Annotated in this window: 25 protein-coding genes and 1 tRNA gene; 18 read left to right on the top strand and 8 right to left on the bottom strand. The window is 54.9% G+C overall.

Translation table 11 applies throughout. The features are described from left to right. Nucleotides 1–9 precede the first annotated feature (9 nt). From selB to R3F50_13380, 5 genes are all read left to right on the top strand, one after another. The gene (gene selB / locus R3F50_13400) at nt 10–2,019 is read left to right on the top strand and encodes a selenocysteine-specific translation elongation factor (protein ID MEZ5491299.1); all 2,010 of its coding nucleotides are present in this window, start codon (nt 10–12) and stop codon (nt 2,017–2,019) included. A 112-nt stretch (nt 2,020–2,131) separates the two neighbouring features. Beyond that, a complete protein-coding gene (locus tag R3F50_13395) occupies nt 2,132–3,964 on the top strand; it encodes an SLC13 family permease (GenBank protein ID MEZ5491298.1) in 1,833 nt (610 codons plus the stop codon). A gap of 35 nt (nt 3,965–3,999) precedes the next feature. Further along, the gene (locus R3F50_13390; protein MEZ5491297.1) at nt 4,000–4,809 is read left to right on the top strand and encodes a CHAD domain-containing protein; all 810 of its coding nucleotides are present in this window, start codon (nt 4,000–4,002) and stop codon (nt 4,807–4,809) included. An 80-nt stretch (nt 4,810–4,889) separates the two neighbouring features. Beyond that, entirely contained in the window at nt 4,890–6,329 is a 1,440-nt protein-coding gene (locus R3F50_13385) for a circularly permuted type 2 ATP-grasp protein (protein ID MEZ5491296.1), read from the top strand. Between the two features lie 8 nt (nt 6,330–6,337). Next, on the top strand, nt 6,338–7,288 hold the full coding sequence (locus tag R3F50_13380) for an alpha-E domain-containing protein (protein MEZ5491295.1): 951 nt from the start codon (nt 6,338–6,340) through the stop codon (nt 7,286–7,288). Nucleotides 7,289–7,597: 309 nt separating this feature from the next. On the opposite strand, the gene R3F50_13375 is transcribed toward R3F50_13380, so the two are convergent. Together R3F50_13375 and R3F50_13370 are read right to left on the bottom strand one after the other, a co-directional pair. After that, nucleotides 7,598–7,693 (bottom strand) — tRNA-Sec (locus R3F50_13375). 47 nt (nt 7,694–7,740) lie between these two features. Next, nucleotides 7,741–8,574, bottom strand: coding sequence for a DUF547 domain-containing protein (locus R3F50_13370; GenBank protein ID MEZ5491294.1), 834 nt, complete (start codon nt 8,572–8,574; stop codon nt 7,741–7,743). 233 nt (nt 8,575–8,807) lie between these two features. Between R3F50_13370 and R3F50_13365 the strand changes: the two genes are divergently transcribed. Together R3F50_13365 and R3F50_13360 are read left to right on the top strand one after the other, a co-directional pair. After that, a complete protein-coding gene (locus R3F50_13365) occupies nt 8,808–9,896 on the top strand; it encodes a ketoacyl-ACP synthase III (GenBank protein ID MEZ5491293.1) in 1,089 nt (362 codons plus the stop codon). A gap of 85 nt (nt 9,897–9,981) precedes the next feature. Then, the gene (locus R3F50_13360) at nt 9,982–10,338 is read left to right on the top strand and encodes a DUF3301 domain-containing protein (GenBank protein MEZ5491292.1); all 357 of its coding nucleotides are present in this window, start codon (nt 9,982–9,984) and stop codon (nt 10,336–10,338) included. Here R3F50_13360 and R3F50_13355 read toward each other — a convergent pair. Then, complete coding sequence (locus R3F50_13355) at nt 10,327–11,655, bottom strand: MATE family efflux transporter (GenBank protein MEZ5491291.1); 1,329 nt, start codon at nt 11,653–11,655, stop codon at nt 10,327–10,329. The genes R3F50_13360 and R3F50_13355 overlap by 12 nt on opposite strands. Nucleotides 11,656–11,786: 131 nt before the next feature. On the opposite strand from R3F50_13355, the gene R3F50_13350 reads away from it, so the two are divergent. The 7 genes from R3F50_13350 to R3F50_13320 all read left to right on the top strand — a co-directional run bounded on the left by R3F50_13350 (nt 11,787) and on the right by R3F50_13320 (nt 17,921). Next, on the top strand, nt 11,787–12,746 hold the full coding sequence (locus R3F50_13350) for a DnaJ C-terminal domain-containing protein (GenBank protein MEZ5491290.1): 960 nt from the start codon (nt 11,787–11,789) through the stop codon (nt 12,744–12,746). Then, nucleotides 12,743–13,048 carry a chaperone modulator CbpM gene (locus R3F50_13345; GenBank protein MEZ5491289.1) on the top strand — a complete coding sequence of 102 codons (306 nt, stop codon included), beginning with the start codon at nt 12,743–12,745 and terminating at the stop codon, nt 13,046–13,048. Before R3F50_13350 ends, R3F50_13345 begins: the two co-directional genes overlap by 4 nt. A 136-nt stretch (nt 13,049–13,184) precedes the next feature. Then, nucleotides 13,185–13,922, top strand: a complete 738-nt coding sequence (locus tag R3F50_13340) for a YIP1 family protein (protein ID MEZ5491288.1) — start codon at nt 13,185–13,187, stop codon at nt 13,920–13,922. A gap of 89 nt (nt 13,923–14,011) precedes the next feature. Beyond that, nucleotides 14,012–15,187 (top strand): efflux RND transporter periplasmic adaptor subunit, encoded by a 1,176-nt coding sequence (locus tag R3F50_13335; protein MEZ5491287.1) that lies wholly within the window; start codon nt 14,012–14,014, stop codon nt 15,185–15,187. Between the two features lie 74 nt (nt 15,188–15,261). Further along, nucleotides 15,262–15,957 carry an ABC transporter ATP-binding protein gene (locus R3F50_13330; protein MEZ5491286.1) on the top strand — a complete coding sequence of 232 codons (696 nt, stop codon included), beginning with the start codon at nt 15,262–15,264 and terminating at the stop codon, nt 15,955–15,957. A gap of 1 nt (nt 15,958) precedes the next feature. Then, nucleotides 15,959–17,185: an ABC transporter permease gene (locus R3F50_13325; GenBank protein MEZ5491285.1), complete on the top strand. Its 1,227-nt coding sequence runs from the start codon at nt 15,959–15,961 to the stop codon at nt 17,183–17,185. Nucleotides 17,186–17,303: 118 nt separating this feature from the next. Beyond that, a complete protein-coding gene (locus tag R3F50_13320; protein MEZ5491284.1) occupies nt 17,304–17,921 on the top strand; it encodes a hypothetical protein in 618 nt (205 codons plus the stop codon). Between the two features lie 5 nt (nt 17,922–17,926). Here R3F50_13320 and R3F50_13315 read toward each other — a convergent pair whose 3' ends face one another. Further along, entirely contained in the window at nt 17,927–18,757 is an 831-nt protein-coding gene (locus R3F50_13315; protein ID MEZ5491283.1) for a methyltransferase, read from the bottom strand. A gap of 282 nt (nt 18,758–19,039) precedes the next feature. Further along, nucleotides 19,040–19,225: a hypothetical protein gene (locus R3F50_13310; GenBank protein ID MEZ5491282.1), complete on the bottom strand. Its 186-nt coding sequence runs from the start codon at nt 19,223–19,225 to the stop codon at nt 19,040–19,042. Between the two features lie 417 nt (nt 19,226–19,642). Between R3F50_13310 and R3F50_13305 the strand changes: the two genes are divergently transcribed. After that, on the top strand, nt 19,643–19,960 hold the full coding sequence (locus R3F50_13305) for a hypothetical protein (protein MEZ5491281.1): 318 nt from the start codon (nt 19,643–19,645) through the stop codon (nt 19,958–19,960). A gap of 11 nt (nt 19,961–19,971) precedes the next feature. Here R3F50_13305 and R3F50_13300 read toward each other — a convergent pair whose 3' ends face one another. Then, complete coding sequence (locus R3F50_13300; GenBank protein MEZ5491280.1) at nt 19,972–20,820, bottom strand: zinc-dependent peptidase; 849 nt, start codon at nt 20,818–20,820, stop codon at nt 19,972–19,974. Nucleotides 20,821–20,916: 96 nt separating this feature from the next. Here R3F50_13300 and R3F50_13295 point away from each other — a divergent pair, with 96 nt between their 5' ends. Genes R3F50_13295 through R3F50_13285 form a run of 3 tightly spaced genes read left to right on the top strand, consistent with a single transcriptional unit; the run spans nt 20,917 to nt 24,158 of the window. After that, entirely contained in the window at nt 20,917–22,377 is a 1,461-nt protein-coding gene (locus R3F50_13295; GenBank protein ID MEZ5491279.1) for a thioredoxin, read from the top strand. A 55-nt stretch (nt 22,378–22,432) separates the two neighbouring features. Beyond that, on the top strand, nt 22,433–22,951 hold the full coding sequence (locus R3F50_13290; protein ID MEZ5491278.1) for a UGSC family (seleno)protein: 519 nt from the start codon (nt 22,433–22,435) through the stop codon (nt 22,949–22,951). Nucleotides 22,952–22,973: 22 nt separating this feature from the next. Beyond that, the gene (locus R3F50_13285) at nt 22,974–24,158 is read left to right on the top strand and encodes an acetyl-CoA C-acyltransferase (GenBank protein MEZ5491277.1); all 1,185 of its coding nucleotides are present in this window, start codon (nt 22,974–22,976) and stop codon (nt 24,156–24,158) included. 166 nt (nt 24,159–24,324) lie between these two features. On the opposite strand, the gene ald is transcribed toward R3F50_13285, so the two are convergent. Together ald and arfB are read right to left on the bottom strand one after the other, a co-directional pair. Continuing rightward, a complete protein-coding gene (gene ald / locus R3F50_13280; GenBank protein ID MEZ5491276.1) occupies nt 24,325–25,440 on the bottom strand; it encodes an alanine dehydrogenase in 1,116 nt (371 codons plus the stop codon). Between the two features lie 226 nt (nt 25,441–25,666). Continuing rightward, entirely contained in the window at nt 25,667–26,080 is a 414-nt protein-coding gene (gene arfB / locus R3F50_13275) for an alternative ribosome rescue aminoacyl-tRNA hydrolase ArfB (GenBank protein ID MEZ5491275.1), read from the bottom strand. Nucleotides 26,081–26,260: the final 180 nt, after the last annotated feature.

Raw genomic sequence — 26,260 nt, 5'->3', positions numbered from 1 at the left:
CAAACTCTGATGAGCTCACAGCGACATTCAATTACCATAGCTACTGCAGGGCATGTGGATCACGGGAAGACGTCCCTGGTGCGCCGCATTACTGGCACAGAAACTGACACTCTGGCTGATGAGAAGTCCCGTGGCTTAAGTATTAACCTGGGCTTTGCCTACTACCATATACCCAATATGGCAGACGGTGCAGAGGCAGACTTGACGGTTGGCTTCGTTGACGTCCCGGGCCACACTGATTTCATCAACAACGCCCTGGCCGGCATAGGCGTGGCTGATTTTGCGGTGTTGGTTGTGGCAGCAGATGACGGCGTCATGCCACAGACTCGCGAACACCTGGCCATTATGAACCTGCTCGGCATACAAGGCGGCGCGATTGTCATTACCAAGATCGACATGGCCAGCCCGCAACGACTTAACGAGGTCGAAGATCAGATCAAAGCTCAGACTAATGACACCGTCTTCGCTGCCAGCCCGCTGTTTGCGGTTTCCTCGCAGTCCGGTCAAGGCATGGCTGCCCTGGTCACTCACCTTGAAAAACTGGCGCGGAGTTCCCGCAATCAAAGCCCAAATCTATCCCAGCGGGCCCGTTTCACAATCGACCGCTCTTTCACCATCAAGGGCCTTGGTACTGTAGTAACCGGCACGGTCCTGTCGGGCCAGGTCTCTCTCTTGACCACGCTGGTCCATTCGGGCTCGGGAGAAGGGGTAAGAATTAAGGGTATGCGCCATGATCGGGAAACAATTACAGAGGCCCTGGCCGGGGAACGAATCGCCCTCAACATAAACCTCCCCCACCACCAGGTGAGTCGGGGGGACTGGCTTCTGGATAGTCAGCTTTACCGACCGGTAAACCGAATCGATACCCGACTCATCCTGCTGGAACCAACTGCCTTGAAATCCGGGGTTGATTATCATTTCTACCACGGTACGACTCATCAACTCGCGCAGATCAGAAGGCTGGGCGATGAGGTGAGTCCCTATTATCAACTCACCAGCGAAGCCCCCTTTCTGACCTGTTACGGCGATCGCTTTGTTCTTCGTGACCCTGCCTGCAGCCAGACCATCGGAGGCGGCATTGTCGTAGACAACGAAGTACCCCGCCGCGGCAGAAACAGCGAGTCACGACTGAGAACCCTGGCCGCCATGGATCAGGATGACTATCATGCGCTGCAATCCCTGGTCGAAAACCAAGCCGGTGGGGTGTTGCTGGAACGGTTCGCCCGCGGCAGAAACTGCACAGCAGCCCGTCTCAACGAACTGATCGGACAACTGGAAAAAAACGAAGTTCCCTGTTCCCGGCTGGTAATAGAAAAAAATACCACGACGGTACTCTTACATCAGCGTTATCTGGACCAGGTAGAACAGCGGGTGCTTGCCACACTGGCCAGCTACCATCAAGACAACCCGGGCCAAGCTGGGGTTTCCGAACCCAACCTGACCCGACTGATAAAATTTACAGAATCGCACCTGCTATTCCACGCCCTGATTGAAGACCTGATTACCCAGGGCCAAGTAAAGCGCACTGGCACCCTGCTCCATCTGCCAGGCCACCAGGCCAGGCTTTCCCAGGAAGAGCAGGACTTTCTGGACCGCATAAGACCACTGCTGCAGGATGCTGATTTCCTTCCACCGCGAACCCGGGAACTGGCCGAAATGACCGGCATCAAACTTGGGGCCCTGGAGCGAATTCTCGCCTCTGCCAGAAAGGCGGGCAGCCTGGTACAGGTAGCCAATAATCGACACTACCTTCCGGAAACAATGGTGAAACTGGCAGAATTCACCGAATTGCTTGCCCGCGACGAGGAGCAGGGTTTTACCGTGATCCAGTTTCGGGACAGGCTCCGGATCGGCAGAAATCTCTGTATAGAAATACTGGAATATTTCGATCGCGTTGGATTTACTGTCCGCAAGGGAAACAGTCGCCACCTGCGTACGGCCAGGGAAAATATTTTTGGTACGGGAAGCGGCACTCCCGCCAGTGAAGCCGCCACCCCGCGCTCAAATAGACTTACCTAACGACCATGGCGCCGGTGTATTCGTCCCGATGCCCGTAGTATCATCCCTGTTAAATCAACCAACCTCTGATTTTCCACCGCCAACCATACAGCTAATGTGGAGCAACTGAAACATGCCAGAGGCGTTTCCCGCAGTTCCCAATGCCCATGCGTTGTTCTCGATGCTGATTACCGCATTCGCACTGTTTTTATTCACCCGCAAGAAGCTGCCACTGGAAATTTCAAGCCTTGGCCTGCTCGGGGCTCTCGCTGTTGTCTTTTCACTGTTCCCGTTTATTGGCAGCAACGGCGAGCCGTTCGAAGCCATACAATTCTTCCAAGGCTTTGGTCACGAAGCCCTGGTTGCGGTCTGCTCGCTGATGGTAATCGGACAAGGGCTGGTCGTCACCGGGGCACTGGAGCCAGTCGGCCGACTGCTGACTCGCGCCTGGGCTATCTCGCCATTCTTTTCCCTGCTGGCGACCCTGATTGTCAGTGCAATTCTTAGCGCGTTTATAAACAACACACCAATTGTAGTACTCCTGTTACCGATTCTGATCAGCGTCTGCCTGCGCACGAAGACTTCCGCATCCAAAATATTGATGCCGATGGGATTCGCCACACTGGTGGGAGGGATGAGTACGACGATCGGCACATCCACCAACCTGCTGGTAGTCAGTGTCGCCAGCGACATGGGACAACCTCGCCTGGAGATGTTTGATTTCTTCGTACCCGCAGCAATTGCCAGCAGCGTGGCCATCGCCTACCTGTGGCTGTTGGCACCCAAAATGCTGCCCCACCGAGAAATTGATCTGTCTGACAGCTCACCCAGGCTGTTCCAGGCCAGGTTGCACCTGAACGAGAACAGCCCCTGCGTAGGTAAAACAGTCGCCGAAACAAAAAAAATGGCAGGTAACAACATCAACCTGATACGGATTAATAGAGATGACCATCAAATTTATCCGCTACCGGATGCAATCATGCAATCAGGCGATCGGCTTCGGGTAATGGATACCGCCAAGAACATTCGTGAGGCTGCCAGCGCGCTCAAAGCCACTCTTTACTCCGGTGACACCCCGGTCGACGAGGAACATCCGCTGCGGGCTGAAAATCAGACCGTAGCAGAAATCGCTGTTGTGGCAGGCTCCTCACTGGATCGGGCCAACCTGCGGTATTCAGGTTTTATCCAGCGGCATCAGCTTTTTGTGCTGGCACTGCATCGGGCTGGTAAGGACATCTGGAAGACCGGCGAGGAGATCATGGACGTAATCCTCGAACAGGGTGACGTGCTGTTAGTCCAGGGCAGCAAAGAAGAAATAATGAAACTCAAACGCAGCACCGAATTTCTCGTGCTGGACGCTTCTGAAGAAGTGCCGCGCACCAAGCAGGCTCCCCTGGCACTGGCTATTCTGCTGACCGTCGTAGTCACTGCCGCTTTCGGCCTGCTGCCAATCGCCATCAGCAGCCTGGCGGGAGCCATTGTCATGGTGGCCACGCGAAGCCTCAATCTGGGCACCGCGATTCGGGCCATCAGCTCTTCAGTGTTTTTCGTGGTGGTGGCGAGTCTGGCGCTCGGCGAGGCTTTGCTGCTCACCGGCGCATCCGACTTCATGACCGAGGTATTTCTCTATTTTACCCGCGATGCCTCACCAGCCGTTGTCCTGAGCGCTCTCATTTTATTGATCGCAATCTTCACAAACATTGTGTCCAACAATGCCGCCGCCGTAATTGGCACGCCCATAGGTATCGGTATCGCAGAACAACTTGGCGTTGCACCGGAGCCTTTTATTCTGGCGGTTCTCTTTGGCGCCAATCTCAGCTATGCCACACCCATGTCCTATAAAACCAATCTACTGGTCATGAGTGCTGGCAACTACACCTTTAATGATTTTCTGAGAGTCGGGTTACCACTGACTGTCATCATGTGGCTTACCTATTCCTGGATTTTGAGCAGCCTTTATCTTTAGGCAAGTGATTTATCAAGGCGAGTGCTCCACCACCCATGAGTTCGCCCAGGAAATCAGCCCGACTTGATAAACAGTTTGAAATTAAACTGGCTATATTCCAACGGCAATTAAAAAAATATATCAAAGATCCCAATCCCGAAGTAATCCACGATATCAGAACCATGTATCGCCGCCTGGAAGCTTGCTACAGCCTTTTCCCAAGGTTCTGGCGAAATGCAAAATCGGAAAAATACCTGAAGCTCGGCAAGAAATTTTTTAGTGCCAACAGCCAGATCCGGGACACCGACATCATCGCAAACAAGCTTGAGCGCCTGATAACTGAACAAACTACGCACCAGGATGATGCAATGCGGCTACTTCAGGACCTGAAGCTTCAACGCACCACCCGGCTGGCGAGCGCCATGAGACTGGCTCGGCACCTTGACAGGTTACCGCAACCGCGTCTTAAAGCCAGCCACCGGCTTCTGATGCAGCGCCTACGCAAGAAGGCTCAGAGACGCTCAAACACTGTCTCACAATGGGTGCCCCTCATCCTCACCGCGCAATGCAAGGGTGAGGACATACATGCAATCCGCAAACAGATTAAAAAGCTGTGCTACCTCCTTGAGCTCATCACCCCCTCGAACAAGCACCAGGAGCTGTACAAACTGAAACAGATTCAGCATCTGGCGGGAGCAATCAACGACTGCGATGTGACCATTGAATATCTGAATGACTGTTCAAACCGGGTACCAGGCAGCGCCGAACTGGCAAGAATGGAGAGGACTCAACGCCATAGGCAGTATGTGAGACTTACCGAGGAGCTGAAGGAAACTACCTGGCCAATGGCCTCGATAGAGACCTGAGACTGGATCTTTCATTTGATAGTTTCCCCCTCATGCAGTATTGTAAACAAGGCCGTTCATCAGGGGGATCTTGTTACTACATGCGAGTCGATTGGAAATCTTATAACCCAGGAAAGTTTTTCGACGAAACCATCAGTTCGCCCGGATACGCCCGTAAGCACGCACGTGGCCTGGTCAGCTATCTTCGTTCGCTCAAGCCCGACGAGGTAAGTAACCGAAAACAGGCTGCAAGCCTGGCTATAAAAGCCATGGGGATTTCTTTCACAGTGTACAGCGATGCTGGCAACATTGACCGGGAGTGGCCGTTCGACATTATTCCCCGCATCATTCCCAGCAGGGAATGGGAAGTAACCAGCAAGGGACTGGAACAACGAGTAAGGGCCCTTAATTGCTTCATCAATGATGTCTATAACGCCCAGAAGGTCTTCAAGGATAAGGTCATCCCAAAAGAGCTCATCCTTGAGTCCGGTAATTTCCGCAAGGAATGCATGGGTATCAAACCGGCCTTTGGAACCTGGGCACACATCTGCGGCACGGATCTGATCCGCGACAAAGACGGCCTTTTCTACGTCCTGGAAGACAATCTGAGGGTCCCATCCGGCGTCTCTTACATGCTGGAAAATCGCACCGTGACAAAGCGGGTGTTTCCAGAGTTGTTTGAGAACTACGATATTCTGCCAGTTACCGACTATCCGACCAAACTGTTCGATACCCTGGCAGCTATTTCCCCGCGACGTATAAAGAATCCGGAAGTCGTAGTCCTCACCCCGGGCATTTTCAACTCCGCCTACTTCGAGCACTCCTTCCTTGCTCAGCGCATGGGTGCCGAGCTGGTAGAGGGCGGCGACCTGGTAGTCCAGGACGACTGCGTTTATATGCGTACGATCGACGGTCTAGCCCGAGTCGATGTCATTTATCGCCGTATTGATGATTTATTTCTTGACCCTTCAGTCTTTAACAAGGATTCTGTACTGGGAGTCAAAGGTCTGATGCAGGCCTGGATAAAGGGAAATGTGGGTCTCGCCAACGCCCCGGGCGCGGGAGTCGCCGACGACAAAATCATCTACACCTATGTCCCGAAGCTCATCAAATACTACCTCGACGAAGAGCCGATTCTGCCGAACGTACCGAGCTATATCTGCTCTGACAAAAAGCAGTGCCAGCATGTACTGGAGAATCTGGACAAGCTGGTGGTGAAGCCGGCCAATGAATCAGGCGGTTATGGTATGTTGATGGGACCCCAGGCTTCCCAGGCAGAGCGCGAGGAATTCGCCCGCAGAATAAAAGCCAACCCTCGTAACTATATGGCACAGCCACTTATATCCCTCTCAACAGCGCCTATCCTCGGCGACCGCAACGTGGAACCACGTCACATCGACCTGCGCCCGTTCATCCTGCAGGCGAGAGATTCTTATGTGACACCTGGAGGTCTGACACGAGTTGCCATGATAAAGGGCTCTTACGTAGTCAATTCTTCTCAGGGGGGCGGTAGTAAAGACACCTGGATAGTGAATGACTAAGGACGACCATGTTATCTAGAGTTGCAGAGCGAGTTTACTGGATGGCACGCTATCTCGAGCGGGCCGAAAACACCGCGCGCCTGATGAATGTGTATTCCAACCTGCTGTTGGATCTGCCCCGTGGCACCAAAGTGGGCTGGCCCACCCTGATCGAGATTTCCGGCGTGAGTGCGGAGTATGCCGCTACCGGACGTTCGGACGACGAGCGGTCCATCGTGCGCTTCCTGTTGTCCGAGCAGAACGGAGTCTCCCTGCTCAGCGTCCTATCATTGGTTCGCGAGAACGCCCGCACTACCCGTGAGATCATCCCCGCCGAAGCTTTCGAACAGATTAACGACATCTACCTCTACACCAAGGAAAATGGCACGGGACAAATCTCCCGCAGCGCACGCAATCAGCTCCTTGAAGAGATTATCGTCTACTGCCAGCAACTGACCGGGCTGCTGGAAGGCTGCCTGAGCCATAACCACGTACACCGCTTTATAGAAATGGGACGCTACCTGGAACGGGCAGACATGACGACCCGAATCGTTGATGTTGGATCCAGCAGTCTGTTGCCGGATCTGAACACGGACGGGAAAGCAGACGGCGACCCCAGTGAACCTTACCAGGACATGTTATGGATGAGCGTGTTGCGCTCGTTAAGTGCGTATCAAATGTACCGCCAGAACGTCAAAGACAGAGTTAACGCCGAAGACGTGGTCAAGTTTCTGCTACAGGACAAGGAGTTCCCCCGAGCGGTGGCTTTCTGCCTTGAAAGGCTTAAGGGCTGCATCAACGAGTTGACTGATAAAGACAAGGCATTGCGGCAGGTCAGGAAAGTTGTGAGAAAAACCAACCAGGCCGACATTCCGGCTTTGCTGTCCAATGGGTTGTTCCAATACATTGACGATCTACAAGTGGAAATAGCCGGGATTCACGACCGGATTGCCAAAACCTGGTTCCTGCCCCACGCCTAGCGCACGACAGCGGCGGCGTTCGATAAACGGTATCCCTGAGCGACCCCGCCCAGACCACTCCGACCTGTCTAAGAAAACTGTGAACTTAAGCCTGAGGTTACAGTAACTGGCGGAAATGCATCCGGGAGTCACTCAACGGCATTGAGGTTCTTGTCATGACATGAGCCCCCAATTCGGTTACGTGTCACAGCTTACAATGCGCTGTAAATTTTGCAGGATTTTGCTGGACAGCCAAAGGCTGTAAATAAAGGGTTTTTCCTTGATTTACCGAGAGATACAGTCTTTATGGGATGAGGTTGGACGGTGATATGGCGGAAGAGGCAGGAGTCGAACCCACCAGACCCGTCTAGGCCGGATCTCACCGGGTTTGAAGTCCGGGCACCCCACCGGGGATGACGCTCTTCCGCCAGCGAGTCTAGCACAGAGAGATAGCCGGCAAAACTGCCAGCTGCCTATCGGCGCCGATCATTGAGACTCCAATCGTAGTTCAGATAGCGAATACGCACGCTGTCCCGCGCCAGGGCCTGTGTCACTTCAGCGGGCAATCCCAGGGCATCACTGTAGCGCACCAGAAATTGCGCCACAGACCAGGTATCGCGCCACCCCTGCTCGAAATCCTCCTTATACCAGTCGAAAATTTCCGAGACTCGCAGCGTATTGCCGTCCAGTCGATTTCGTGTCCTGTCGGCCAGAAACAGCTGCGTTGCTGCTTCCAATTGCTGCTCCAGTCGTTCTCCCACATAGGCGGATGGCCGCAGCGCTGGACACCCGATACTGGCGCAATTGACTGCAAAGTGTATGCGGGGCTCGGCGAAACCATCCGCCCCCCTGATCAGCTCGTGCTCAATGTAATCGAGAGAAACCTGCGTACCGAACAGAGGCACGATTTTTCGCGACCAGGGTGAACGGAACAGCGAGCCCAGATCACGAATAGAATCCAGTTGCGGGTACTCGCCAAGGATAAGCTCCACTGTCCATGCATTGTAGGCATTGATGAGAAAAGCCAGCTGGTCAGTTGCTGCCCAGCCCTCAAACTGCTCGCGTTCGACTGCTGCCAGAGTATCCAGGTAGCTGCGCAGATCCTCCCTGTCGGCCAGCATCCCGCGGTAGTCGACCTGGCTGGCCACGCCACCAGAAATCTCAACGACATGGCGCTGTAACAGCGCATCCCAGTTATTGTGGGCATGGTCGAACCGGCTTTGCGCCTCAGCCGGCCGCAATGCTCCAACCCCGATAACGAGCAGAATCAAACTCTGTAAGAGCAGGTGTGAAAACAGTGATTTCATGGCAAAGTTTCTTGTACTTTGGGCCTGGTCAGGGCCTGGGCAAACCCTTCCTCTAACCTACCCAGACCGGCTATGCGACTACCGTATTCCCTGAAAATACAGTATGCTCGACGGCTTAGCCGCTGAAGGCCTGTGTAACCCCTGACAGATGATCGAGAAGCGTTGCGGTCACCGGCCGGAGGTTTCAAATGACCAGTGCCTGATAGTAAAGAAAACCGAGGGTGATGGGGAGAATTTCTATGCAGTTTGCGCAGATCACCGGTTGGGGTAAATGTGTACCTCCAGCCGTGCTGAGCAATAAAGACCTGGAAACATTCATGGAAACCTCGGATGAATGGATTACCACTCGCACCGGCATCAGGGAACGGCGTATCTGCCACAGCAATTTTTCCGATATGGCGCTGGTGGCTGCTCGCCATGCCCTGGCAGCGGCTGACCTGGACCCCAGCGAACTCGACCTGATCCTGCTGGGCAGTCTGACAGTGGATTCCCTGTGTCCGAATACCGCTTCGATCATCCAGGATGCACTTGGCGCCAGGAACGCGGCTGCAATAGACATCAATTCCGCCTGTACTGGTTTTTTGTACGGGCTGCATATCGGCACCAACCTGATCAAAGCCGGAGCCCATAAAAAGGTTCTGGTCATCGGCGGCGAATTTATCAGTCACTACATGGACTGGTCCCGTCGTGATGTTGCCGTTCTCTTTGGCGACGCCTGCGGGGCGGTGGTCTTAGAGGCCTGCGATGAAGAGACAGGTCTGCTGGCCGCTAAAATAGGTTGTGAAGCCGATGCCAAGTACGCAATACAGATCACCAATCTCGGCAGTTGCTACAGCCGCCTTGACGATGAATTTTTGTTCGTGGGCTGGAATTTCGATGGCCAGGAGGTCTTCAAGCGGGCGGTCAAAAGCATGGCACAGGCCTGCCAGTCCGTACTCGAGCAGACCGGCCTGACTATTGAGGATGTTAACGTCGTTGTTCCGCATCAGGCCAACAAGCGAATTCTGGATGCGCTGGCCAAACGTCTCGATATCCCCACTGAAAAAGTCATGGTCAATGTGCACAAATACGGTAACACCTCGGCTGGCACCATACCCGTGGCGCTGACTGAAGCCCTGGAGGAAAAGCGCATAAAGCCGGGTGACTATGTGCTGATGGCATCGTTCGGCGCCGGCCTGACCTGGGGCGCCGGACTGGTGAAATGGGGGGAGCGCGTTGAACCATTGAAAACAAGCGCCGCCTCTTTACCACCCTGTGACAAGACCGCTCTGGAGATCCTGGAGCCACAGATCAAGCGCTATCTTGCCCATCGGGCCGGCTGAGCCGGGGCCCCACCAGGCATAGACACTCCGCTTCGATACTTTCTGTAACTGAACAGCTGGCTGATCCAGGGAGCACCAACACTTCATGCTGAGTCTTTCGGTATTGGTCTGGCTGACCCTGATTGCCGCTCTGGCGGCCTTCTGGTGGCATAGCGACCTGGTAAAGAATGAAGCGCTCAAGCTTGCGAACAGCCATTGCCGGAAACTGGGCTTGCAACTGCTGGATCACTCCATGGTGATAAAGAGTATTGTCCCTGCCAGAGATGCAAAAGGGTCGGCCTGCTTCAGAAGAAGATACCGATTTGAGTTCACCTCAACCGGCGAAGAACGTTATCAGGGTGAAGTCATGATGCTCGGTCGCAAGGCAGAGAAGATGTACCTGGAACCTCACATCCTGCCACCGGAGCGACAACCCGACAGCCACCAGCAATCAGCTGATTGATTTTCGCAACCCCGGGTAATAGACAAGTAGCGTCAAGGCCCGGGCACAAACATACAGAATGAAAGACACCCACAAGCCCGCTATTCCGTAACGATTGGTTAATACCCACCAGGCAACCAGAAATACACCAGTGGCTGTGATAGAGGCATTACGCATCTGCGCCGTGCAAGTGGCACCGATAAAAATACCGTCCAGCTGAAACGCCGCAACCGAAAGCAGTATATAGATCGCGGCAAAAGTCAGCAGCCCTGCTGCCACACTCTGAACCTGTTCAATGTCTGTCAACTGCGCAATAAGGTGTTGCCCACCAGCCAGTATAGACACGGCCAGCAGCAATGCGGTAACACAAGCCAGCACGGTGGTCCGGTAAACTGCCTGATCGAACAACGGCCGGCTTCCGCTTCCCACGGCTTTGCCTACCAGGGACTCACCGACAAAGGCAAAACCATCGAGAAAAAATGCCGAGAACGAAACCAGTTGCAACAGAACATGATTCGCTGCCAGGGCAATATCGCCAAAACGCGCGCTTTGATTGGTAAACCAGGCAAACGAAAACACCAGCATCACTGTCCGCAGCATAATATCGCTATTGGCGGACAGAATGGCCAGCGCCCGCTTTCTGTCCTTTAAACGGGCCCTGACCAGAAAGTCTTCTCCATCGTGATGGCGCCTTTCCAGTAAGCGGATTACCAGCAGCAAGGCAAAGCCGAAGGCGATCCACTCTGCCAGCAGCGTGCCAGTTGCGATCCCCAGGGCTCCCCGCCCCAGATAACCGGCAAAAAGAACATCCAGCAGAATATTCAACAGGTTCAGTACCAGCTGGACCAGTAACAACTTTTTGCTTTCGCCCAGGCCCACTAAAACACCGACCAGGACGAATGTACCCAGAGTAGCCGGAGCTCCCCAGATTCTTATCATAAAGTAGCTTCGGGCTGTCGCCTCCACCTGCTCTCCTCCACCAAGCAGATAGAAGGAAATCGCCGCCAGAGGGACTTGCAGACCAGTAAGAATAACCCCCAGCAGCAAGGCCATGATCAGTGACCGCAGCATGACAGCCCTGACTTCCGGCCCATCGCCGCTGCCTTCGGCCTGGGCGACGAAACCCGTGGTGCCCATACGGAAGAAGCCAAACCCCCAGTACACGAAACTGAAGATCAATGCACCGAGGGCAATAGCACCAAGGTCATAGAGCGTGCCCAGATTACCCAGCACGGCCGTGTCGACGAGTCCGAGCAGCGGCACAGAACAATTAGCCAGGATCAATGGCCACGCTTTGCGCACTAACTGGCTGTAAGAAACAGAATCACGGTGGGTCATTGAATTTTTCGCTTGGTGCCACCATAAAATGGCTATTGCTAGCCTGTCTGTTTCCTGACATAACTGTCCTGGCATAGTTACTCTGACAGAGCTATGCGGCAGGCGACGAAAACTGGCAGCGGGAAGCTGGAATGGAATTTAAAGATTATTACGACATTCTCGGCGTAAAGCCCGATGATGACAAGCCAACGATAAAAAAGGCTTATCGTCGCCTGGCGCGCAAATACCATCCCGATGTCAGCTCAGAACACGACACCGAGAAAAAATTCAAAGAAGTTTCAGAAGCCTACGAGGTTCTGGGCGATGACACCAAGCGTGCCGAATACGACAAGTTGCGCCGCTACGGCAGCAAGGGCGAGCAGTTTACTCCACCGCCCGACTGGGAGGGCTTCGGCGGCGGGGCGTCCGCCTCCCATGGCGATTTCTCCGAGTTTTTCGACAACATATTTGGCGGTGGGTTCAGCGGCACCCGCCGCAGCAGTCGCGGCTTTACCGGATCGGAAGACTATCATTCCACTCGCGGGCAGGATGTGGAGGTCGACATGCCGGTTTTCCTTGAGGACACCCTCAAGGAAGAAACCAAGACCATTGAATACCGCCTGCCGCACTATAGCGATGCCGGTCGCCTGGAGGATGTGACGAAGACCCTGCGGGTAAAAATACCCAAAGGAGTTTCCGATGGCGAACGGATCCGTCTGCGCGGTCAGGGTGGCCCTGGATTTGGCAGCGGTCCGGCGGGCGATCTGTACCTGCGCATCAGATTGGTGCCCCACCCGCTGTTCGATGTGGTGGGGAAAGACCTCAGCCTCACCCTGCCAGTAACGCCCTGGGAGGCCGCGCTGGGCGCTACTGTCACGGTGCCGACCCTCAGCGGTAAGATCAACCTCACCATCAAGCCTGACAGCCAGACGGGAACCCGCCTGCGGGTCAAAGGAAAAGGCCTGCCTGCCAAAGAATCCCCTGGCGATCTGTATGTTATCCTCAAGGTCGTGATGCCGGAGCAATCTGACCAGCGCGCACGGGAGCTCTGGGCTCAGCTGGCCGACCGGGCTGACTTCGATCCACGCGAAAATCTGGGGAGCGGGTCATGACTGAATATTCCATTTCTTTGACACTGAAAGACGTCTGTCAGCAGCTGGAGGTGAGCGAAACCCTTTGCATTGACATAGTTGAGTACGGGATAGTCAATCCCGGGGGCCAGCACCCCGCTGACTGGTTGTTCGACCTGGAAATGGTTTGCACAATACAACGGGCCCTGCGCCTGCATAGCGATCTGGAGCTTGACTGGTCCAGCGTTGCCATCGTCGCCCAGTTACTGGACGAGCGAGATCAATTGCAGGCGGAAATCCGCCTGCTTCGACAGCAACTGGCACGCTTTCTGATTGATCAGTAGGCAGGTCGAATACCCTCGCCCCCTGGCGATCACCCTGTCACAGTGAAAGATTCCGGCAAGCAAACCCGCCCGGAAGCAACTGCAGGACAGGCGAATCCTGTATACTTTCCAACTCGATCATCACCGGGAGCCGAAAATGCCCGAGCTGGATCCTCAGGAGAATGACAGCGACGTAGGTGGCAGTAACCCGCTGACTACCGCGGTCAATATTATTACCGCGCCGACCCAGGCCTTCAGCGCCATCCGCCTGCACCCCAGCAGCCTTCTACCCCTTAGCACGGTGTTAGTCAGCGTTATGCTGGTCACTGGGTGGTATTTCGCCATTCTGGACTTTGACTGGTATATCGACGATACCCTGAGTCGCATACCCGACCTGCAAGGTGCGGAACTGGAAGAAGCCCGAGAAGGCATGGCGGCGCTGTCAAAACGGGGCATGTTACTGATTGGCGTGCTGGGCAGCGCTCTCAGCCTGTTGGCAATCTATCTCCTGCAGACTGCGTACCTCAGTCTGGTGGCCGCACTGCGGGGCGATGAATTGCGCTTTCGGCAGTGGTTTTCCCTGGTTTGCTGGACCAACCTTCCCAGCCTGTTTGTTTCAATGTCGATGGCAGTGACCATCCTACTGAACCCCAGCGGACAACTCAGCAATTATGATCTGAATGCTCTGAGTCTCTATAACCTGGGCATGCAATCGGACAACCAGTCACTTAATCAGGTGTTTGCAGCTCTCAGCCTGGTGCAATTCTGGAGCCTGGCGCTACTGGTAGCCGGCTATCGACAATGGGCTGGAACAAGCGTTCAACGGGCATCAGCCACTGTATTGACACCCTACCTGCTGATTTTCGGCATTTGGACGAATTTCGCTCTCACCTGAATCACATTGTGGTACTTTACTGTGACGATTCACAATAATATGTTGTCTTCCTGTACTGGCAATTCAAATCGAATAGCGGAGCCTCCTGGATGAGCTTGAAGAAACTCGCTCTGGTCATCGCCATAGCCCTGTCAGTGATCGCCCTGCCCTTCATTAACCGCGCTATTTTCGGTACCGACGCCAAGGAAGTGGAGGTGGCGACCATAGCCACGCGGGTGATAAGTCCCTCTATCCTGGCTTCAGGCTTCCTTGCTCACGAAGAAGAAGTCTTGCTGAGCTCCGAGATTATCGGCAAGGTTTCCGAGCTGTATGTGGAAGAAGGTCAGCAAGTTGCCAGGGGCCAGCTGGTTCTGCAGGTAGACGATAAGAACCTGCTGGCCAGCCTGGAGCAAAGCGAAGCTGCTGTGCGGCTGAATACCATCGATATTGAACGCCAGGAAGTCAGGATTGATAACCTGCGACGCCAGCATGAACGCACTCGCAGCCTGCATGAGCGTAAGATGGTTGGCGACGAGGAATACGACACCATCACCAATCAGCTGGCTCTGGCGGAGATCGACCTGAAATCCTCCCGGGAGAGGCTGCGGCAGGCCGAGGCCCAGCTCGAACAGGTCACGGACCAGTTAAGCAAGACTCAGATCGTGTCTCCGCTGGACGGTGTAGTAACCAGCCTGGACATTAAAGTCGGCGAGACAGCCATTGCCAGCTCAACCAACATCCCCGGTTCATCTCTGATGACTATCGCCAATCCGGACAGTATTTATGTCGAGGTGCTGGTGGACGAGGCAGATGTGGCAAACATCACCATCGGTCAACGGGCAGAAATTTTCGCTATCGCCTATCCGGATCAACCCATGGAGGGCATCGTCCGTTACATAGCCAACACGGCCAAAGTTGAAGCCGGCCGCCAGGGCCTCACCTTTACGGTGAAAATAGATATTTCCGACCCCGGAGACGTGGTGTTGCGGCCCGGCATGTCCTGTCGCGCAGAAATATTCACACGCCAGGATCGGGAGGTGGCGGCGGTACCCATTGAAGCCATCCTGTTTGAAGAAGACCGCTCGGCGCTTCGCAGCGAACACTACCTGTTTATCAACGACAATGGCGTAGCCCGGAAAACACAGGTGAGTGTCGGTCTCTCTGACGACGAGTATCAGGAACTCACGACAGATATTGATGGAGACATCGAGATAGTAGTGGGTCCTAACCGGGAGCTCAGACATCTCCTGGATGGAGACCGCCTCGATGTTACCCGAGTCGAGTAGCAGATATTCCAGCCTTAAGGGAATGCACCTGCACTCGAGTGACTTAGCCAGATAGCCCTCGCATCAGAGTTCCTATGGCACTGATTGAATTCAACAACATTACCAAGCATTACGCGATGGGAACCCAGCTGGTGCGGGCCCTGGATGGCATCACCATGGCTATTGAGCGTAACGAATATGTGGCGTTCATCGGGTCTTCAGGGTCCGGCAAGTCCACCATGTTGAACATACTGGGCTGCCTTGATCGCCCGACCAGCGGTCAATATCACCTGAACGATCACAACGTCGCGAACCTGAATCAGAACCAACTGTCAGAAATTCGTAATCAGGAAATAGGCTTCATTTTTCAGAGTTTTAACCTGTTGCCGAGGGCCACAGCCCTGGGCAATGTCATGCAGCCACTGGTCTATCGCAATATTCCGTTCCGGCAACGTCGTGAGCAGGCCCGTCAGGCATTGCAGCGCGTCAACCTGGCAGACCGGACAGATCACCTGCCCAATCAGCTGTCCGGGGGGCAGCGCCAGCGGGTCGCCATCGCGCGAGCGCTGGTCACTCACCCGTCCATTCTGCTGGCCGACGAACCAACCGGCAACCTGGATTCGAAAACTACAGTGGAAATCATGCAGTTATTCGACGAACTCCATGACGAAGGGCACACGGTCATCATGGTAACCCATGAAGATGAGATCGCCGCGCACTGCAAACGGCTAATAGAGATGAAAGACGGCAAAATCTACCGCGACAGCAGCCAGACTGCGGAACAGTTCTAGTATGTTATTCGCACTACTCGAGAGCAGCCGTTCCGCACTGGCGTCAATTTATGCCCACGGCTTTCGGAGTTTTCTCACCACACTGGGCATCGTCATCGGCGTTGCCAGTGTCATTGCCGTAGTATCCATCACCCAGGGGCTGCGGGTTTTTGTCAGTCAACAATTTGCCTCGTTGGGCACCAACAGTCTCACGGTAAGGTCCTACACACCACTGGAGGACCGGATGCAGGGCATCAGCGCCAGACTGACTCCTGACGATCTGAATCTGATTGAACGGCGCGTGGATGGTATCGCCTCGATCACCCCCATCCTCTTCGCCTCCCGTGCGTCACAGGTCAAATATGGCTCACAGACCGCCTTCAGTCAGATCATGGGCACTACCTATGCTTATCAGGACGTGGCCCAGTTTTTTACCTCGGAAGGTCGCTTTCTCGCCAACAGCGACAATCTGACCAGGCGCCGGGTTGCCGTGATTGGCGACAAGGTACGGGACAATCTCAACCTGCCGGACGATCCAGTTAATGAGTTTGTGGAACTGGGTGGGGAATGGTTCAAAATCGTCGGCCTGCTGGAACCAAAGGGCGACATCATGGGGTTCAGCCAGGATGATCTGGTGCTGGTCCCCTATTCAACCATGCAGAGCCTGCAGGGAAATCAGGCCCGCACTGACATCCAGATACAGTTAAGCCTCAGCGAAAGTGTCGAGGTGGATGACGTCACCAGCCAACTTTCCCTGCTGTTGAGAAGTGCCCACGACCTGGATAGCAGCGATGAGGACGATTTTGTCATCGAAACCGCCGAGCAGATGATGGCAACATTCGATTCCATTCTGGCCGTGGTAACCATTGTCATCGGCGGTATCGTCGGCATTTCGCTGCTGGTTGGCGGTATCGGCATCATGAATATCATGCTGGTCTCGGTGACCGAGCGGACTCGTGAAATTGGCATCTGCAAGGCGATAGGTGCCAAGCGCCATCACATCCTGCTGCAGTTTCTCATAGAGGCCCTGCTGCTCTCGTTGCTTGGTGGACTGGTCGGACTTGCCATAGGCTTTGGCCTGGGTTCATTGATCGCAACCAACATCCCCTCTTTCCCACCGGCTGCAATCCCTTTCTGGGCAGCCGCCCTGGCACTGGGATTCAGTGCGTTTGTGGGCATACTGTTCGGAATCCTGCCGGCGGCCAAAGCTGCCAATCTGGACCCGATCGACGCCTTGCGTTACGAGTAAACGAGTTTCCTGTCACCGGCATACAGCGGCCGGTAGTTAATGAGCAGATCAAAAATGGCCGATAAATAGCAGAACCCTGAAAATTTACGACAGGGTCTTGTTTCATTGGCCAATGACAATGGTAAAAACGACAAAGACTATCCTGGCACCTGCCAACGAGCCGAACAGACATAGTATTGAAGAGTTGGAAGAGCAGTTTCACGCCCTGCAGAAACGCATGGCCAAAGCCAGAAAATCCTACCTGACAGCTCATAAACAGGCAGTCGAACTGGCCCGCAGGGAACTGAAGTCAGTGCAGGCTCGATTGGCTGAAGCCCGTACCAGCGCTGCCAAAGCCGCGGTAGCGGCCAGGGTCAAGGGCACCGCATCAGCAAACAACCAGCTGAAGAAAGCCCGTGCAGCCAGCCTGCTGCTGGCACAGTCTCTCGGCGATGCCAGGGATACACTGATCACCGCTCAGAGTAAACTGTATGCAGCCAAACCCTTTGATCGCAAGCTGGCAGCGCGGGCCCGGGTGCTGGAAAAATTCGAACGGGACTGGGAAAAGAAAATTCGCGAGGAGGCGATTGCCCAAGCCCTGCGCGCCAGGAAAGCAGCCGCCAGGCGGCGCGTCATCGCCAAGGCCCGCGCCGTAAAGAAATCGGTCAAGGCTGCCGCTCCCCGAAAAGCTGCGCTGAAGGCTGCAGGAAAGCGCCACCCTGCCAAAAAATCCAGTAAGAAAAAACGTACTCCCTGACCCGGTCAATCCATCGGCTTGATGAATTTGAGCGTCATACGATCGCTCTCACCCACCGCCAGGTATTTACCTTTCTCCTGCTCACCCATCTGCAGAGTTGGCGGCAGTGTCCAGACACCTTCCGGATAATCTTTGGAATCCCGAGGATTGGCATTGATTTCAGAAGACGCCACAAATTCAAACCCTGCCTGCTCGGCCAGCCTGATCACATGATTCTGATCCACATACCCGGTGGCTATCATAAATTCCACACTACTGCCCTGCGGAGCCCGATGTTCTACCACACCGAGCGTTCCACCCGGCTTCAGCGCCCGATAAAACGCGGCAAAATGTTCCTTCTCGGTACCTACCGTCATCCAGTTGTGGACGTTGCGAAAAGTCAGTGCCATATCAGCCGACCCGGGCGGGGCGATATCGATTTCTGTCGGCGGATAGAGGTGGGTAATCACGGTGCCGCTATAGTTCTCCGGGTCACTTGCCACGCGTTCCTGGAAGGCACGTAGCATACGAGGCTGATAGTCGAGATGCGAATTGGGAGAAAAGTGCGCGGCGTAGTAGGTGCCGGAGTCTTTCATGAATGGCGCAAGAATTTCCGCATACCAGCCGCCACCGGGTAATATTTCAATCAGCGCCATGTCTGATCGCAAGCCGAAGAACTCCAACGTTTCCATCGGGTGCCGGTACGCATCCCTGGCCTTATTGGCGGATGAACGGTGCTCACCGGCCAGAATCTGCTGTAATCGCTCAGCGTCCCCTGCAAACAGGGAGCTTGAGAGAAGCGTCATTAAGAAGGGTGCCACGAGGGTGGCAATTTTTCCTGGCACATTGGTCAGCACGATCGATCTCCTGGTAGTTTACTGCCATCGGGCCCGGTATTTTACATGGAAAAGCACTCTCGTACGTATCGAGTTGCCTGGAAACTGCGAATGATTCTGACCGACTGCGGCAATGGGCTGGCAATAGACAACTGGTCTGTTCGCAGATCTGCGCTTGACGCACTTCATCGTTTGGTGTGAAGCCCCTAAGGACTCTGACAAGGTTATTGAATTTGCCGCGCTGACCACCGCCAGAGACTGTTTCACCCGGCTCAACTTCGTGGTCCGCGTAGCCATTACTATTCAGCTGGCATTGGAAATCTGTTCGATCAGAACAACATTGATCACCTGGCGACTGCCGCGGACATCCAACTCTCCGGAGGTTCCTCGCATCACTTCAATGCACTTTACCTGATCGGCATTGATTCGCTGCAACATGCTGCGGGTTTTGTTGATCTTCCCGGCAGCTATTTCGCCATTCAGCAGCACCTGATCACCGCTTCAAGTGCCGAGCCCACGCCCCCCTGTACTGGCCAGTGTGGAAGCGAATTGACAGAGTCAGCAGTGCGGTAAGCCTGACAGCAGACCTGGAACTCAAGGGGTTACCCTCAAAGGCCCCGGGCTTCTTTAACTGCCCTGAATTTATTATTTTTAACAAAGAGTTAAGGAGCCTCTGGCGGCGCGTCGAAGCTGTTGTTCGCGGAATTGGTGACCGCGCTTCGTTGCAAAATCCAAAGCTGCCATGCTTACTGGAAAGTCGATCCCGCAGATGTTACAAATTGTGCTGCCTGGACCCGCCACACGCGCTGATTTCCAGTCACGCTGACATGATTTATTGCTTTTTCCCGACTCAATAGATCGGTTACACTTAAGGCACTCGGAGTACTCGGGAACAGGAGAACAGTTTTGGAACAAATCGACGACAGATCCTTTCTTGCCAGGCTTCTCGCCGGCGATTATGGTCTGGCCATCACCTACTGGATTTTTTATTTTATCGGCGCCGGCGTTTTCTTCGTTACGGGAGGTCAGGCTGTTGATAGTGAAAACTGGTTTCGATTCCTGTTCATCGTCGCCTTGATGCTGGCGTATACAGCCTTGTTGCTGGCAGGTATCCGGGCGGCCTACAAAGGTCCACAACTCTGGAAAGTAATGTCGAGGACTTCTTCTGTCTTCATGATTATCAATATCCTCATTGGAATCTCCGCGCTCGGTTTTATTTATTAAGGAGCCACTGATTAGTCAGCGGCTCCTCCAGAGAGCCATGCGGCAGGATCAACCTGGTAGAAACCGGCCAATTCCACGTACAACTCCCGATGCTCGGCCCTCATTTGTTCCGGCCGTTCAAAAAATGTTTCAGTAGCCACCGCAAAAAACTCGGCCGGGTTCGTGGCTCCGTAGTGATCAAGCAGGCTGACTCTGCCTGACTTCGCGTCCCGCTGCAGCTCTTCAAATTCTCGCGACAGCACAAGCGCCCAACTTTTGTAAGCGCCCCGCGTATTCAACAGCGGAGCTCCGTTGCTGGCCCCGGAAGCATGATCAAGCTGATGGGCGAATTCATGCAGAACAACGTTGTGACCATCATGGAGATTCCGCACGCCTTTTTCCACACTATCCCAGGCCAGCACAACCTTGCCCTGATTCCAGGACTCGCCCAGCAGAGCAGAATGGCCTGTGGAAACCAGGCCCAGTTCGTCTCGCACCTCCCGGGTTACCACAAAGGTCGATGGATAGACCAACACTGAGTCAAGTATCTGGTAATAATCAGTTTCACGATTCAGCAGCAGCAAACAGGCCTGCGCCGCCACGGTAAGGCGGATCTCGTCATCAATCTGCTGGCCCGCGCAACCCACAAAGCGCTTGTCATGCAGAAAAATCTTGATTAAATCAAGCAATTGCTTCCGCATGGGCTGAGGCATATTACGAAAGAACGGCAGTCGCCGATTGACAATCTCGAGCCATGACGGGGGAAACGCCTCAGCACGAATGCGCTGCAGCCGAATGCGAGGCCAGAAGCCAACCCGAAAGACAACCGCCACCAGTATGGCCAGCAGGGTCAGTAATGAGATCAGGGCGCTCGCGCTCACTGTAAGAGAATCCTTCTTTGCCACGGTTCCGGACAGTAAGTTACACTAGCGGCACACTAAAGAACACGCACTATTCCAAGGCGGGGGGCCTTACCAGTGAACAGCGCGACAGACTGCCAGTATGCCCTGGTACTAAAAAAAGAGTGCGCGACCTGTCAGCTGATCGAGCCGATTACCCGCACGCTCAGCGAGCGACTCGGTTCGGCCCTGCAAGTCTATGTTCAGGACGATCCCGATTTCCCCACCAGTCTGGCGAATCGAATCGACGACACGGATCTTGAATTTTCCTTCCACCACGAAATTGAAATCGTTCCCACGCTGATCAGGTTTGCCTCAAATCGGGAGCAGGAAAGAATTTTCGGCTGGGACAGAAAGCAGTGGCAGGATTTTCTGTCCATGCCGGAACTGGGGGTGGATCTCCCGAATTTCAAGCCCGGATGCGGGTCGAAAACCCGGGAGCCGGGCGCGCATGAAGCCCTGACGGTCAAGTTTGGCAAATCCAGGCTCGCATCCAGAGCTGTCACCATAGACGATAGCGAGGACATCATTGAGGCCTGCTACGAACGAGGCTGGACAGATGGTCTGCCGGTTGTTCCCCCCACGCCCCTGCGCGTAACACGCATGCTGGCGGCCACAAATCGGAACGGGGATGATCTGCTCGGCAGGATCCCGCCGGATTATGCTCCCTGCAGCGTGGAAAAAGCCGCAGTTAATGCGGTGATGGCCGGCTGCAAGCCTGATTATTTCCCAGTGGTACTGACCAGCATCGAAGCCGCGCTGCAGGAGCCGTTCTGCATGCATGGCCTGCTTTGTACGACCTATTTTTCATCACCGGTCATCATCGTTAATGGGCCGGTTGCTAAACGTATCGGCATGAATTCCGGCATCAATGCCCTGGGCCAGGGCAACCGGGCCAACGCCACCATCGGCCGCAGCCTGCAGTTGCTGATTCAGAACGTTGGCGGCGGGCGCCCTGGAGGCATAGACCGGGCCACACTGGGCACTCCGGGCAAGTATACATTCTGTTTCGCCGAAGACGAGAGCGACACTGACTGGCCCAGTCTTGCCATGGACCGCGGCTATGATCGGGATGAATCCGTCGTCAGCCTGTTCGCCGGATCCGGTGTACAACCCGTCATGGATCAACAATCCCGTACCCCGGAGTCCCTGGCACGAAGCCTGGCGGCCAGTCTGCGGACCGTATCCCATGCAAAAGTTTTCATGCAGACCGATGCCCTGCTGGTATTATCACCGGAACACCGGCGGGTTTTTCGTGAAGGCGGGTGGACCAAGTCTCAGGTCAAGGAAGCTATCTATGAAGCCCTGCTGACTCCTGGCGCAGACATAGTCAGGGGTGCCCATGGAATTGCGGAGGGCATTCCCGCTCAGTTCAGGGACAAGCCGGTAGCCAAATTCCGGGAAGACGGCCTGCACATACTGACTGCCGGCGGAACTGCTGGTTTCTTTTCTGCCATCATTGCCGGCTGGGTAGCGTCAGGCGAACGAGGCAGTCAGCTGGTTTCACAACCACTTCCGACTTTCCGGCCAGACCGATAACGAATACTCTGCGCGTGTTACTCATCGAATAAGAAACCCTCAGGAGGTTTAAATTATGTCTACCATGCTGCTGGATCCCACTTCGGAACTACAGCCCGCTGCGCGTCAGCTCAATGCGAGGCTGACATCCCTGGCCGGCAAGACGATAGGTCTGCTGGATATTTCCAAGCCTCGCGGCAAGGAGTTCCTCGACGAGGTTGAAACCCAGCTATCTCAGCTGGGAGCCACCGTCAAACGCTACAGCAAGCCCACTTTCACGCGCGTCGCACCCACTGAACTCAGCCAGCAGATCAGCGTCGAGTGTGATGCGGTCATTGAAGGGCTGGCTGATTGAGGTTCATGTACCTCGTGCAGTTTGCATGACATCATGACCCTCGAAAGCCGTGGCGTACCGGCAGGTTTCGTGGCCTCCACCGAGTTTATTGACGCCGCCAATGCCCAGGCAAAGTCCCTGGGTATAAATCCAGCCAGCGTCTATGTACCCCACCCCATCCAGGATCGAACCGATGAGGAAATGGTACAACTGGCCCGCAATGCGATAGAGAGCATCGTCGCAATGATTTACTCGAAGTAACGACATCAATCAGGAAAATGCCATGACCAGAGAAGCCGTAATCGTGTCCACCGCAAGAACTCCAATTGGCAAGGCCTATCGGGGAGCCTTCAATAATACTGAGGCGCCCACGCTGGGCGGACATGCCATTCGCGAAGCCGTCCAGCGGGCCGGAATCGAGCCGGGAGAGGTCGACGACGTAATCCTTGGCTGTGCGATGCAACAGGGCTCCTCCGGTTACAATATCGGCAGGACCGCCTCGGTTGCTGCCGGGTTACCCAATACAGTTTCCGGCATGAGCATTGATCGCCAATGTTCCTCCGGCATGATGGCTATCGCCACTGCAGCGAAACAGATCATCACCGACAATATGCCCATCGTCGTAGGCGGCGGCCTGGAATCCATCAGCCTGGTACAGAACGAGCACCGTAACAACTACCGCACCCAGGATCCCAACGTCATCGCCCAGTCGGAACATGCCTACATGTCCATGCTGGAAACCGCCGAAGTGGTTGCCGCGCGTTACAAAGTTTCCCGTGACGCGCAGGACGAGTATGCCCTGCAGAGTCAGCAACGAACTGCCGCAGCCCAGCAAGCGGGCAAGTTTGCGGATGAAATAGTACCTCTGACGTCCCAGATGATTCTCGTCAACAAGGAAACCAGGGAGCAGAGCATTCATGACGTGACTCTGGACAAAGACGAAGGCAATCGTCCGACAACCACGCTTGATGGCCTGAATGGCCTGAAGCCGGTAATCGAGGGCGGCAGCATCACTGCCGGTAACGCCAGCCAATTGTCTGATGGTGCCTCTGCTTCCGTGCTCATGGACAGCAAACTGGCCGAACAAAAAGGTCTCGAACCACTGGGCGCCTACCGCGGCATCGCGGTCGCCGGGCTGGATCCGGATGAGATGGGTATTGGACCGGTTTACGCAATCCCCAAGCTGTTACAACGTTTCAACCTGGGTATCGACGATATCGGCCTGTGGGAGCTTAATGAAGCCTTCGCTGTGCAGGTAATCTACTGCAGGGACAAACTGGGCATTCCCGACGATCTGCTGAACGTCAACGGGGGCGCCATTTCAATAGGGCATCCTTATGGCATGAGTGGTGCGCGCATGGTGGGCCATGCGCTACTGGAGGGTAAGCGTCGGGGGGCAAAATTCGTAGTCTGTACGATGTGCATTGGCGGCGGTATGGGTGCAGCCGGTCTGTTCGAAGTTTACTGAGCGCCGGAACCCTGTCCAGGGGGCCAGACAGACTCACTCGCCCCCCGGACTGATCCGCACTGACCCGCTCGGAGATATTTCCCATACCAGGGGTCAGACTTCAACGTTTCCGTCGGCCAACGATGTTATGCTTCAGCGATACAGGGACCTGATACCACAGAAAACCTCACTGCAATGCATCATCGGGTGAAGTAAAAGTTTTGCCCAGCGCATCTGCCACGAATTTATGGGTGACCTGTCCCCTCAAAATATTCAAACCATGGCGAAGATGCTCATTGGTCTTCATGCTTGCGCTGGGGCCCTGCTCGGCCAGATCAATGATGAAAGGCAGGGTCGCGCTGGTCAAGGCGAACGTCGAAGTCCTGGGTACCGCGCCCGGCATATTGGCCACACAATAATGAAGTACGCCTTCCACCTCGTAAACAGGATCTTTGTGAGTGGTCGCCCGACTGGTTTCAAAGCAGCCCCCCTGGTCAATGGCAACATCTACGATAACCGAGCCCGGTCGCATTAACTTAAGCATTTCCCGGCTCACCAGTCGTGGAGCGGCGGCTCCTGCAACCAGCACGGCACCGACCACTACATCAGAGCTGGCCAGTTGCCGCTCTATCTCCTCCTCCGACGAATACAGGGTTCTGACGCGATTGCCGAACAAAGTTTCAAGCTCGCGCATCTTCTCCGCGGTTCTATCCAGAACAGTCACTTCCGCGCCCAATCCCACGGCCATCTGCGCCGCATTTCTCCCGACCACACCACCACCCAGAATCAGCACTTTACCAGCGGCTACGCCAGGGACGCCGGCCAGCAAAACGCCACTGCCACCCTGGGGTTTTTCCAGGAAGCGGGCCGCTGCCTGGATAGACATCCTGCCGGCAACCTCACTCATGGGGGTGAGCAGCGGCAACCCGCCCCGGGGGTCTGTCACTGTTTCGTAAGCTATCGCACAGGCGCCGCTATCCAGTAACGCCCCGGTGATGACAGGAAAGGCGGCCAGGTGCAGATAAGTAAAAATCGTCTGCCCGCTCTGCAGAAGTGCGCATTCCTCCAGCTGCGGTTCTTTCACCTTGACGATCAGGTCCGAGTCCGCAAAGATTTCGTCGCGACCCTCGGTCAGTCTGGCACCGGCGCGCTGATAGGCCTCATTCGTCAACCCGACGCCCTCTCCGGCGCTCTGCTGCACTAATACAGTATGACCGCGGGCGACCAACTCTCTGACTCCCGCCGGTGTCATTCCAACCCGATACTCTTCCGTTTTAATTTCCTTGGGAACCCCGATAATCATTTTCACACTCCCGTCTTGTGAGACTCTGATTAATTACCACAACGCTCTGCGGGAGTCTGCCGGACACTACTGCCAGGCGTCATGCGCAGGGAAGTGTCACTCCCCTGCCAGGCGCGACAACGACGCAGTGGCGCCCGGCGAGGCCAGCGGACTCGGCTGAAGGCCAGGGCATTGTGGTAATTAATCAGAGGCTCCTTAGTCTATTTGGCTGACATATCCTGGCACATTACTCATCAACTCTACCGGAACCACGCATCTTTTTAATCTTCCCACGCGCTTTTTTTTCCTCAATCCGTCTACGCTTTGACGCGGCCGTTGGACGTGTCGGCCTTCTGGGAGCAGAACTTCGGCTGGCGCGTTCAAGCAGGCCTTCGAGTCGCTGCAGGGCATCTCTTCGATTCGATTCCTGTGAACGGTAACGCTGAGCCTTGATAACAATAACGCCCGACGATGAAATACGATGGTCACGCAATGAGAGGAGTCTTTGTTTGTATTCTTCGGGCAGCCGGGAGGCGCCGACATCAAATCGCAGATGAATTGCGGTGGCAACCTTATTGACATTCTGCCCGCCCGGACCCCCGGAGTGAATCGCGGTTATTTCCAGCTCATCCTCTGGTATATCGAACCCAGCCAGCTTCATGTCAGCAGCACCCCGGTAAGAAGCGGCACGGTGAATATTGCCGCAACGATAATCAATCATCAGCAGGCGATAGTTTACGCCAAAATCACCAATATTTCCGGGTCTGGGCCAACTGGTGCCGGTATTTGTCGCGTTTGCCCCATCCGCTTATGCAGTTCTTGATTTAAATCTCGACTCTGG

It is taken from the genome of Gammaproteobacteria bacterium (genome assembly GCA_041395725.1).
Lineage (GTDB): Bacteria > Pseudomonadota > Gammaproteobacteria > Pseudomonadales > Pseudohongiellaceae > NORP240.
The sequence above is the reverse complement of the archived record's forward strand: the minus strand, read 5'-3'. Positions and strand labels throughout refer to the sequence as shown.

Coding starts and splice junctions, on each gene's coding strand:
- selB (MEZ5491299.1), top strand. CDS start 10: ATGAGCTCACAGCGACATTCAATTACCATAGCTACTGCAGGGCATGTG.
- R3F50_13395 (MEZ5491298.1), top strand. CDS start 2,132: ATGCCAGAGGCGTTTCCCGCAGTTCCCAATGCCCATGCGTTGTTCTCG.
- R3F50_13390 (MEZ5491297.1), top strand. CDS start 4,000: ATGAGTTCGCCCAGGAAATCAGCCCGACTTGATAAACAGTTTGAAATT.
- R3F50_13385 (MEZ5491296.1), top strand. CDS start 4,890: ATGCGAGTCGATTGGAAATCTTATAACCCAGGAAAGTTTTTCGACGAA.
- R3F50_13380 (MEZ5491295.1), top strand. CDS start 6,338: ATGTTATCTAGAGTTGCAGAGCGAGTTTACTGGATGGCACGCTATCTC.
- R3F50_13370 (MEZ5491294.1), bottom strand. CDS start 8,574: ATGAAATCACTGTTTTCACACCTGCTCTTACAGAGTTTGATTCTGCTC.
- R3F50_13360 (MEZ5491292.1), top strand. CDS start 9,982: ATGCTGAGTCTTTCGGTATTGGTCTGGCTGACCCTGATTGCCGCTCTG.
- R3F50_13355 (MEZ5491291.1), bottom strand. CDS start 11,655: ATGACCCACCGTGATTCTGTTTCTTACAGCCAGTTAGTGCGCAAAGCG.
- R3F50_13350 (MEZ5491290.1), top strand. CDS start 11,787: ATGGAATTTAAAGATTATTACGACATTCTCGGCGTAAAGCCCGATGAT.
- R3F50_13345 (MEZ5491289.1), top strand. CDS start 12,743: ATGACTGAATATTCCATTTCTTTGACACTGAAAGACGTCTGTCAGCAG.
- R3F50_13340 (MEZ5491288.1), top strand. CDS start 13,185: ATGCCCGAGCTGGATCCTCAGGAGAATGACAGCGACGTAGGTGGCAGT.
- R3F50_13335 (MEZ5491287.1), top strand. CDS start 14,012: ATGAGCTTGAAGAAACTCGCTCTGGTCATCGCCATAGCCCTGTCAGTG.
- R3F50_13330 (MEZ5491286.1), top strand. CDS start 15,262: ATGGCACTGATTGAATTCAACAACATTACCAAGCATTACGCGATGGGA.
- R3F50_13325 (MEZ5491285.1), top strand. CDS start 15,959: ATGTTATTCGCACTACTCGAGAGCAGCCGTTCCGCACTGGCGTCAATT.
- R3F50_13320 (MEZ5491284.1), top strand. CDS start 17,304: ATGGTAAAAACGACAAAGACTATCCTGGCACCTGCCAACGAGCCGAAC.
- R3F50_13285 (MEZ5491277.1), top strand. CDS start 22,974: ATGACCAGAGAAGCCGTAATCGTGTCCACCGCAAGAACTCCAATTGGC.
- ald (MEZ5491276.1), bottom strand. CDS start 25,440: ATGATTATCGGGGTTCCCAAGGAAATTAAAACGGAAGAGTATCGGGTT.
- arfB (MEZ5491275.1), bottom strand. CDS start 26,080: ATGAAGCTGGCTGGGTTCGATATACCAGAGGATGAGCTGGAAATAACC.